At 45.8% G+C, this 9,906-nt stretch carries 9 protein-coding genes and 1 pseudogene; 7 read left to right on the top strand and 3 right to left on the bottom strand.

What is annotated here, in order from left to right; translation table 11 throughout:
• Both A2517_RS02900 and A2517_RS02895 read left to right on the top strand, forming a co-directional pair.
• On the top strand, window positions 1–369 hold a 369-nt coding region (locus tag A2517_RS02900), incomplete at its 5' end, for a hypothetical protein (protein WP_294893948.1).
• On the top strand, window positions 366–1,247 hold the full coding sequence (locus A2517_RS02895; RefSeq protein ID WP_294893946.1) for a hypothetical protein: 882 nt from the start codon (window positions 366–368) through the stop codon (window positions 1,245–1,247). The genes A2517_RS02900 and A2517_RS02895, both read left to right, overlap by 4 nt.
• On the opposite strand, the gene A2517_RS02890 is transcribed toward A2517_RS02895, so the two are convergent.
• Entirely contained in the window at window positions 1,231–2,355 is a 1,125-nt protein-coding gene (locus A2517_RS02890; RefSeq protein WP_294893944.1) for an OmpA family protein, read from the bottom strand. The two genes, A2517_RS02895 and A2517_RS02890, sit on opposite strands and share 17 nt — an antisense overlap.
• A 66-nt stretch (window positions 2,356–2,421) precedes the next feature.
• On the opposite strand from A2517_RS02890, the gene A2517_RS02885 reads away from it, so the two are divergent.
• Complete coding sequence (locus A2517_RS02885; protein ID WP_294893942.1) at window positions 2,422–3,189, top strand: RMD1 family protein; 768 nt, start codon at window positions 2,422–2,424, stop codon at window positions 3,187–3,189.
• A 52-nt stretch (window positions 3,190–3,241) separates the two neighbouring features.
• A complete protein-coding gene (locus A2517_RS02880) occupies window positions 3,242–3,532 on the top strand; it encodes a c-type cytochrome (protein ID WP_294893940.1) in 291 nt (96 codons plus the stop codon).
• 3 nt (window positions 3,533–3,535) lie between these two features.
• On the opposite strand, the gene A2517_RS02875 is transcribed toward A2517_RS02880, so the two are convergent.
• A complete protein-coding gene (locus A2517_RS02875) occupies window positions 3,536–6,058 on the bottom strand; it encodes an EAL domain-containing protein (protein WP_294893938.1) in 2,523 nt (840 codons plus the stop codon).
• Window positions 6,055–7,392 (bottom strand): diguanylate cyclase, encoded by a 1,338-nt coding sequence (locus A2517_RS02870; protein WP_294893936.1) that lies wholly within the window; start codon window positions 7,390–7,392, stop codon window positions 6,055–6,057. Before A2517_RS02870 ends, A2517_RS02875 begins: the two co-directional genes overlap by 4 nt.
• A gap of 229 nt (window positions 7,393–7,621) precedes the next feature.
• Between A2517_RS02870 and A2517_RS02865 the strand changes: the two genes are divergently transcribed.
• From A2517_RS02865 to A2517_RS02855, 3 genes and pseudogenes are all read left to right on the top strand, one after another.
• Window positions 7,622–8,953 carry a bifunctional diguanylate cyclase/phosphodiesterase gene (locus A2517_RS02865; protein ID WP_294893934.1) on the top strand — a complete coding sequence of 444 codons (1,332 nt, stop codon included), beginning with the start codon at window positions 7,622–7,624 and terminating at the stop codon, window positions 8,951–8,953.
• A 27-nt stretch (window positions 8,954–8,980) separates the two neighbouring features.
• Entirely contained in the window at window positions 8,981–9,748 is a 768-nt protein-coding gene (locus tag A2517_RS02860; protein ID WP_294893932.1) for a M15 family metallopeptidase, read from the top strand.
• Window positions 9,749–9,752: 4 nt separating this feature from the next.
• Window positions 9,753–9,906 (top strand): annotated as a pseudogene (locus A2517_RS02855) (nucleoside deaminase); the annotation flags it as partial.

The following is a 9,906-nucleotide window of genomic DNA, read 5'->3' as shown; positions in this document are numbered from 1 at the left end:
AGCCCTATCGACCATGAAGCACAAGAGCGTGCAGAGAACTTATACCGACTAATGTACGATATCAGGAGAGATGTGAGTTTAGTACGTGACGGTGAAAAAAGTGCGTTGGAGCGATTTGAAGCGATCCGATTTACTTCGATCAAACACGCAAACAAAGAGAAACCTCTGCTGGATGAGACCGATATTAACGTTGTTAAAATAGTGACGAAGCGATGGATTTACGACTATGTCTCACTAGATCGAAGTCTCTTTGAAGCGCGCGTTATCCACGAGTACCGTAATGAAATTCTCCGCCGTGAGCGGGAAAAAAATAACGTATTAGCCGCTCCGCTCAAAGCTAAACTTCTCCGTTCGGTAAAAGAAAAATGATCACCCTTCCCACCTCTTTGATCGATCGTGACGATTTGAGCCTCTTAGAGCGCGCGCTACTCCCTCTCATCGCCCGTCATACGCAACAATGGGGAGACAAACCCGGAGATGTCGATGCCTCTACCCTCGCACAAGCACTCCGTAATACCCCTAGAGAAGTGATCGAAGCACTCGATGGTATGGTGAAAAAAGGGATTCTAAAAACCCTCCGACGCAAAACCGATCAGGGGATGATGATCTACTATACCTTTGCCCCTGTTTCCGTCCTCACATCTGCGGTTGTAACCCTCAGTGCAACCGAATACAGCGATAGCAACTATTTTCTTAACCTCTCAAATGAAACATACGCAGAGTTACACGCATATGCACTTGAGCTATGTGATCGCGAGGGATTACGACGAGAGTTATTCGAAGATTTCAATTTGTACCAACGGAGTCAAAACCGCCGATCTTTCGATTGGTGTGCCGAGTTCGAGCGGTGGGTACGCCGTGAAATCGCTTCCAATGCGCCGGTTTTAGCATCGGCACAAGAGCTTGCCGAAACCAAACCGACTATGGAAGAGTTTGAAATGGCGCAGTATTTTATCCGCCATCTCGCCTCCATTGATCCACAGTTCGAAATGCCGGACAATGTTCAAAGCTGGGCGAAGCAGATTAAAATTCTCCTTGATACGGAAGGATACACTCTACTCGATATCAAATCGGCGATTGACTGGCTCTTCAGTGCCAAAGGGGACTGGTTCCGCCCCAATGTTCCCGATGCTTACCATTTACGTAAACATTTCAAACGGCTCATATCCAATACCCGTTCATTTCGTGACGGGAAGCCCCGTCTGCCGGATGGGGTTAATATCTTCGATATTATCGGGCGAGAATAAACTCTACCCGTCGATTTTTCGATCGTCCCTCTTCGTTCTCATTGGAAGCAACAGGATCGGCATCGCCCATCCCTTTGACGGTAATAGCACCTGCATCAACTCCCTGTGTCAATAGATAATCGGCCACCATTTTGGCACGTGCTTCAGAGAGAATACCATTCGTCGCATATTGTGCCTTAAGGCGTTGAGGAGGGATATTATCGGTATAGCCGTTAATGGTTACCGATTTGTATTCACCCATTTTAAAAAGCTTCGCCCATTCACGCAGACGTTCTTTTCCTACTTCACTCAAAGCAACAACCCGACTCTCAAATAGTTGAAAATTTCGGAAATACTGAGCCGGAGCTGGGGCGATAACAACCGGATTCTCTACTATCGGCTTTTCAACCGCCGCTACAGGTACTATTTCAGCTTTTGGTTCTACCACCGCTACCACAACAGGCGTTTCCGGCTCGACACTAACCGGTTTTTTTACCTCTGCCACTTTTACCGGTGCGACAGGCTTGATCAACTCTGCCATTGCGACAGCACTCTGCCCCGGCTTTAATCTCTCAAGCTCCATCATCACGCACGCCCCTTTGACATCGCGGACGGTGAGGGTGTAGGTGTTCCCTTTACGATCCCATTGCGGATTTTTGAGAGGTTTGAGGTCTTGATCCAACCCCTGATATTTTCGGACACCGTACCCTTTTGGGACATTAACGGTGAGGATATTCTCCGCCGTTACACAATCACTGCTCCCCTTGCAATCCCCTCCGCTAAGGAGGATTTTCACGATGCCGTTTTCTTCAGAGACCAAAAAGTCATCTCTAAAGGCACGTTGAAGATAGGAGTAGCGATCGGTATTGGCAAAAGAGAGCTTCGTCATCCCCTCTTTTGTTTTTTCAATAGTATGCGTGGCGGGACGGACATACACGATACGATCCGCATCAAACCCTTTCTCAAACATGAATCCGTAATTTTTATTTTTATCACCTTGATAATTAAAATGAAAAATACCCTCTGAGAAATCGGCTTGCGGATAAAAAATCATCTCAGAAACATCTGCTGAAATAGGACTCCAGCTCAACCATAACCCTAGTAATCCGACTGCTATTTTAGTTTGCATTATCACCTCATTGTAATAAAGGGATGATACAATAAATCAAACCAATTTTCGGTTAAAGGTGCGACAATGAATCTACTCTCCCTTTTTCTAAATCATACTCTCACTACTGCTACCGTTCAATATGCACTCGACATAACCCTCGTACGCGGAGTCGAAAACGGTTATTACGGCAAAAACGAGACCCTTCATGTCGTATTGGCACCGTTTGGCGTTCTAACTCTGATTGCTGAAGAGAAAAAAGAGATACTCAACGCCCTCTCCTTGCTCAACATTTCATTGGATTCACAAAACCTCATCACCCAAGATTATCCGATCCATATTAATCCTCAGCTTGATACACTTTTTGAAGTGACCAATGAAGCCATTACATTGCGTGAAGCTTCCATACTGAATCTAAACGTTATCGCCCTCGCAATTTCCCAAAGCGTCGGATTGGAACACTATGAAAAACGGCTCGATACCCTCTTCTCCCAAAGCCGCCGTATCGTCGAATCGATCCATACCTTCTCCATCAGCCGCCGTTCCCATCTGATGCAGTTTGCCAAACGGCTCGCCCTCACCCGCCACGACATGGTGAGTAATCTGCTGTTGCTCGACAAACCCAATATCCTGTGGGACAACGAAGATGCCGAAACCCTTTATATACGACTCGCATTCATCCTCGAGCTTAACGATCGGCATGAAATTGCCCTCTCCAAACTCTCTCAAATCAAAGAGGATGTCATGCTGGTTATGGACATTATTAACCATAAAAAAAGTGAATTTTTAGAATGGATTATTATCATCCTCATCGGTGTCGAAATCGTTATGGGGGTTATTGACTTTATCCGCTAGCGTGGACTATATTTATGCTACAATAATTCCCTACACTTTGGAGGTGATACGAATGATGAAAAAGTTACTTGTTTTAGCGGTTCTTGGAGTATCGGCATTGTGTGCTGCCGATGGAGCTAAACTTTTTGGAGCTAAATGTGCCGAGTGTCATGGAGGTGACGGTAAAGAGGCCTCTATCTCCGGAAAAGCGATCGCCGGAGACACTACCGCATTGAGTAAACTCACAGGATACAAAAGCGGCACCTTCGGGGGTGAGCAAAAAGCAACTATGCAGGCTTCTCTTGAGGGGTTGAGTGACGACGATTTAAAAGCCATCGCAGCTCATATCGGAACACTCAAGTAAGAGTTATCCCAACAGTTTTTCAAACTCCTCCGCCTTCACCGGCGGACTTTTAAAATACCCCTGATACATTGTACACCCTTTTTCTCTCAAGAAATCGATCTGTTCTATCCGCTCCGTCCCCTCAGCCAAAACTTGAAATCCTAATGCCTGCCCCATCGCGATAATAGCGGTAACAATCGCCATATCATCACGTTCATACGGGATATCATCCACAAAACTTTTATCGATTTTAAGAACATCTATCGGAAAACGTTTGAGATACGAGAGGGATGAATATCCCGTTCCGAAATCATCGATCGCCAAACGGATACCGTGTGCACGTAGAGAATGGAGCATCGTCACCGTCTCTTCTTCGCGCTGCATCAACGCACTCTCGGTAAGTTCAAGCTCCAGCCGATCGGCCGGATAACCACTTTTTTTAAGAGCCGTCTCAACCATAAGCGGTACATTTTGATGCCGTACCTGATGGGCCGATACATTGACCGCCAAGGTGAGTCTATGTCCTTTATCGAGCCAAATTTTTCCCTGTCGGCATGTTTCGTTTAATACCCACTCCCCAATTTCCCCGATAAGTCCGATCTCTTCGGCAACATGGATAAATGCACTAGGCATAACGAGCCCTCGCATCGGGCAATTCCACCGTATTAGTGCCTCAGCTCCGACAATACGCCCTGTCTGCATATGAACCTGCGGCTGATAATAAACTTCAAACTCTTGATTTAGTATCGCACGTCGCAAGCGGGTCTCGCATTCGATACGCCGCCGCGCCGAATCGGTCAGTTCATCCGTATAATAGTGATAGACTCCCCGCCCCTCTGCTTTAGCTTTATAAAGTGCCGCATCACCATGTTGGAACAACATAGCGGCATCTGCCCCGTGATCCGGGAACAATACGATTCCGGCACTTGCCCCGACATGGATGAGGGCACCGCCTGAGAGTCGATACGCTTCAGCCAATGTACCCAACATCTCTTGGGCTAAACGCCCCGCATCTTCAGGATGGGTGATAGTTTCAACGACGACCGCAAACTCATCCCCCCCCAAACGGCCGATCAAATCACCCTCTCGCAGACGTGAAGAGAATCTTTTTGATACCATTTGTAAAAGTTCATCTCCCGCACTGTGCCCATAGCTGTCATTGATATCTTTAAAACGGTCTAAATCAAACATCAAAAGAGCTATTTGCGTTTTATTCCGATTCGCCTTGTCAATCGAATTTTGTAAATGCGCATGAAGCAGCCCGCGATTTGCCAAACCCGTAAGCGGATCAAAGTTGGCTAAAATTTCCAGCTGTTCTTCATGCTTTTTACGTTCACTTATGTCGCAATAAACCGCCATCATATAGGGATGGTTTAAAAATCTAATGGCGACAACATTCACTAAAATATCGAGCAATTCACCATTTTTAGCCTTATGTTTGGTTTCAAAACAATCTCGACCGTTTTGTATAATAGATTCAATGCGACGGCGTGTTTCGTGGGGAAATTCGATCGCTTCATAATCCGAAATGGTAAGTTCTGAAAACTCATCGGAGGTATACCCCAAATGCTCATACGCGGCACGGTTAAATTCTACCGCCCTCATCGTAACCGAGTCAATCAGCACTACCCCATCGGGAAGTGCTTCAAACAAGGTCCGGAGCTTCAGTGCATTTTGTTCGCTTGATATTTTTTCCGCTTTTAGCTCGTTTTTGCGCTCTCCGATTTTAGCAATCGTCTCATTCTTCTGATCGATCACCCGAAGGAGAAATTCAAAATAAGCCCCATTGATCGCGTGCAAAACATCATGACGGCTCAGTAGTCCAACGAGGTTTTCACCCTCATCGACAACGATAAGCTGATGAACGCCATGTTCTTCCATCCGTGCTGCCGCCTCTTGGAGAGGGGTCCCCTTTTGGATGAAATGAACATTGCGAAGGAGCAGTTTTTCTATTTTTATATCGTTTGAGTTCCCCTTAAGCGCATACCACTGTGCGATATCCCGCTCTGTCACGAGACCGACAGGTTGAGCTCCGCGAAGGACAACCGCATAGTCACATTTACGCTCATGCATCATGTCCGCCACTTCAAAAAGAGGGCTCTCCAATGAGACAATTAAGGGTGAGCCGCTCATCGCATCTGCGACAAGTTTAAATTTTCCCAGCTCTTCAAACCCGATATGACGGAGGAAATCTCCCTCGCTTACCACTCCGACAAAACACTTCTGTGCATCAACGACGACTAAATGACGATACCCTTTGTCTTCCATTATCGTATAGGCATCATGCAAATAGATACTCTCTTCAACGCAAAAAGGTTCAAGAGTCATCACCTCACGTAACGGCTTTTCAAGATTGATGGAATCGGCAACAACACGAAGTGCGTCTCGTTCGGTAAAAATTCCTATCGGCCGGATATCGTCATCAACAATAATAACGGAACTGAAAGAACGCTCCGCCATCATTTCAAGGGCGTTTGAAATCGTTTGGGTAGCCCGCAGCGAAAGTATCTCATCGGAAACGATTGATTTAAGGGTAATTAATTTCATACGCGATTAGAACACGCTATAGTCCGATTTCGCCCCATATCTTTTGCCGCATATAAGGCACCGTCTGCACGCTCAATAGCACTGTGCAGTGAATCATCATCTGTGATCTCCGTAATTCCGATGCTGCATGTTATATGTCCTACATCCTCAAACGGTTGCAATTCGATGGAGTTTCGAATTTTTTCTCCTACGCCATAAGCCTCTTCACACCCCGCATTTCGGAGCAGTAAAACAAACTCTTCCCCTCCCCATCGTGCGAACAGATCCGCCTCGCGAACCGTAGAAACGACCAAAGAGACAAAGTTTTTGAGGACATAATCACCGATATTGTGTCCATAGGTATCATTAACCTGTTTGAAATGGTCCAAATCGATCATCATTAACGATAATTTTGTCCCTTCACGCTTGGCACCGGAGTGTTCTTGAGAAAAAAGTTCAGAGAACATATGCCGATTATGAATCTCCGTCAAAGAGTCTTTCGTTGCCAACTGTGTCAAATGACGATTCTTTTGCTGGAGAATCTGGGTGATCTCTTCAAACTGCTTAAAATGATCCTGCATTAACTGAGACCATTTCAAATAGGTTCGCGAAATCAGATCCTGTTGGGTAACAATCCCTACCACATGCCCCTCATCATTCGTAACGACAATCCGCTTAAAATGGCCATTGCGCAAATATTCAAGCCCCTCGCTAATCGACGCTTTTTCACTTAGAGTCTCGACAGGAGAAGACATCACATCCCGTACCTCAATAGAGGCACAGTTCCCTTCTCCGATAAAGTTAATCACATCCTTGGAGGTCAGTATCCCTACCGCCATTCCGCCATCTTGGATAATGACACAATCGCTCAATGAATCTTTCATAAACTCCAGCACGTCCAACATCACGCTAGTGGAGGAAAAACTCTTATAGCCGTATTTTTTCTCAAAAATCGTCGAAATTTGAAGTGACTCCAAAATAACCTGCGGATCGACACTCCCCACAATGTCACTGTTTGTTACCAGTCCGTACAAACTTCCGTCTTTATTACAGACACAGATATGCTCATCAATATCATTGGTTAAATTGAGGGCATTGATAATATTGCTCTCTTTATCGATCAACGGGAGTGGACGAAGGATGATTTGTGAGAGAGGGGTAGAAAAATCAATCCCCTCAAGTCGCAATCGGATAATATCTTTGGTTGTAATGATGTAATGCAGTGTTTTATTGACCACAATGATACTGCGATGATTATGTTCATGCATTTTATCGAGCGCATCTTGAATAGTATGATACATATCAACACTAATCACATCGGTGGTTGCTATCAAACCGAGGGTAGGGAAAAACATAAGGAGATCTCCTCTTTACTAGTCTTTTCATTATAGCGTCTGAAAACTCAAAAAACGCTCAAATAGCTAATATAGTTTAATGTTAAAATTATATTTAACATAATATAATCCATAAAATTGCATAAGGATATCGCCTGTTTCCCATGAGTTCCCGCTTATTCTTTACCACTGTATCGGCTGTATTGTTCTGCTTGCACACCTATCGCTCGCGCTCCATACTTAAGCGTTGATGGAACTCATAGCAATCCCTTCTCTCATACTCGTTTTAGCCCTATGGGTTGCCCACACAATCTTTTTAAATCGTCGCCTTACCGAAAGCCAAAAACGGTACCTCCAATTTTTCAGCGACTCACCCGTTGCTTTGATTGTTGTTGATCGCGATTATCGTATCATTGAATGGAACCAAAGTGCCGAAGCCATTTTCGGATGGAATTACAGTGAAGCGGCAGGGGAAAATATCATCGATTTTATCGTTCCCCATTTTGACAAAGACCATGTAAGTGCGGTACTTCAAAAAACCTCCCTTGAGGGGGTAAGCTATTCCAAAAATTACAATACGACCAAACAGGATAATGAAATTTTTTGCGAATGGCGCAATCGCCGTATTGAAACAGGAAAAGGGGAGATTCTTTGCATGGCACAAGACATCACCCTCTCCCAAAAGACACTGGATGAGCTCAATAAACGTTCCGCCGCGTTAGAGAGTGCCGGAGATGCCATTTTTTACACCGACCATAAAGGGATCATCGAGTTTGCTAACCCTAGCTTTTTTGCCCTCTCGCTTGATGATCAACACACCCTTTACGGTACCCATATCGGTAAATATCTTTTTAAAGAGCGACTCACCTTTAATACCATCTTCTCTCAGTTCAGTACCAATCATACGTGGAGAGGGACTCTCACTAAAAATTCCGCAACCGGAGAAAAGGTTTTTAGTACCACCATCACGGCAATCTACCATCACAGCCGCCTTGTCAGTTATGTTGCCAATCTCCATGACATCACCCATATCACCTCTCACGTCGATGCCCTGACCTATCGTGTCCAGCACGATCCCCTTACCGGAGCAACCAATCGTGCTACCTTGAACGATCGACTCGAACATGCCATCACCCGTTCCAAACGACGCAAAGAGAAAATAGCTCTCTATTTTATCGATTTGAATGATTTCAAACTCGTCAATGACCGCTATGGGCATGAAGCGGGAGATCGCCTGTTGCAAGATGTCGCCAAAAATATTCGGGCATGTCTGCGCAACAGTGATACGGTCTGCCGTTACGGAGGGGATGAGTTTATCGTGATGATTGAAGAGGTCAAAGGGGAAGATCATCTGAACAGCATACAAGATGCCATTGCAGCTGCCATCAGTGAGCCGATTTATCTCGATGAAAAAACCACCCTTTATGCCAAAGCGAGTATCGGCTTGGCATGTTATCCGGACGATGCTACCAATCCGGAGGGATTAATTAAAGCAGCCGATATGGCTATGTACGTCGTTAAAAAAGAGAAAAATTCTAACGCGCGGGTGCCAATCCTTTGCGTTGAGAGCCACACTTGCTAAAATAGCACTACTTATCGAAGGAAACCCATGCGCACCTTAACTCTTTTTGCCGCTTCAGCTTTACTTTTTACCCATCTTTGGGGAAATCCCCAATGTTACGTCGAAGGGTACAGCGACCTCATCGCCTCTGCCGATGAAAACGGCCTCATCCTCAAAGACGGAACCCCTCTTCCCTACCGCACCGAAACACCAAAAACATCTTGGAGCGAAAAAATCGATAACGCTGATCTCGCAACGCAACTCATCCAACGCTACGATGTAGGGGGAAGCCAAACCCCGCCTCCGTATCTCTTCAGCCCCGGACGCCTCCGCTATCAGCCCTTTTTTCAAGCCCTCTACGGCAAAGACAAAAAGGAGATTGAGAAAAATCTCGTCACCATTGCTTGGCCGACACTCAAAGGCTCGGTTAAACTCCCCGTCAATAAAGTGGGAGGGGTGGATAAAAAACTCACCGCTATTGGTCAGGAGATCTCCAAACTACCCAAAGCGGATCGGATCTGGGCTGAGGGAGCAACGACCTATGCCTACCGCGTCATCAAAGATACCGATCGCCTCTCGATGCACAGTTTCGGGATCGCAATCGATTTGGCACCTGCCAAAACCCAATATTGGAAAGACGAAGCTGCTTCGGAAACGGCTAAAATCGGTTACAAAAATACAATGCCCCTCTCTATCGTCCGTATTTTCGAAAAACACGGCTTTATCTGGGGGGGACGCTGGTACCACTATGACACGATGCACTTCGAATACCGCCCTGAGCTCCTTGCTCCATCGTGTGTGGGAAAAGTAAAATAAACCTATGAATGAGTGGATGCGTATCGCTTGCGATGAAGCGTTGCAAGGGATGGAAAAAAATGAGGGGGGGCCGTTCGGTGCCGCTATCGTCCGAGAAGGGAAAATAATCGCTAGTGCCCATAACGAAGTACTGGGGACAAATGATCCCACCGCTCACG

Source organism: Sulfuricurvum sp. RIFOXYD12_FULL_44_77, assembly GCF_001830725.1.
In the GTDB taxonomy this organism is placed as follows: domain Bacteria; phylum Campylobacterota; class Campylobacteria; order Campylobacterales; family Sulfurimonadaceae; genus Sulfuricurvum; species Sulfuricurvum kujiense_A.
The sequence above is the reverse complement of the archived record's forward strand: the minus strand, read 5'-3'. Positions and strand labels throughout refer to the sequence as shown.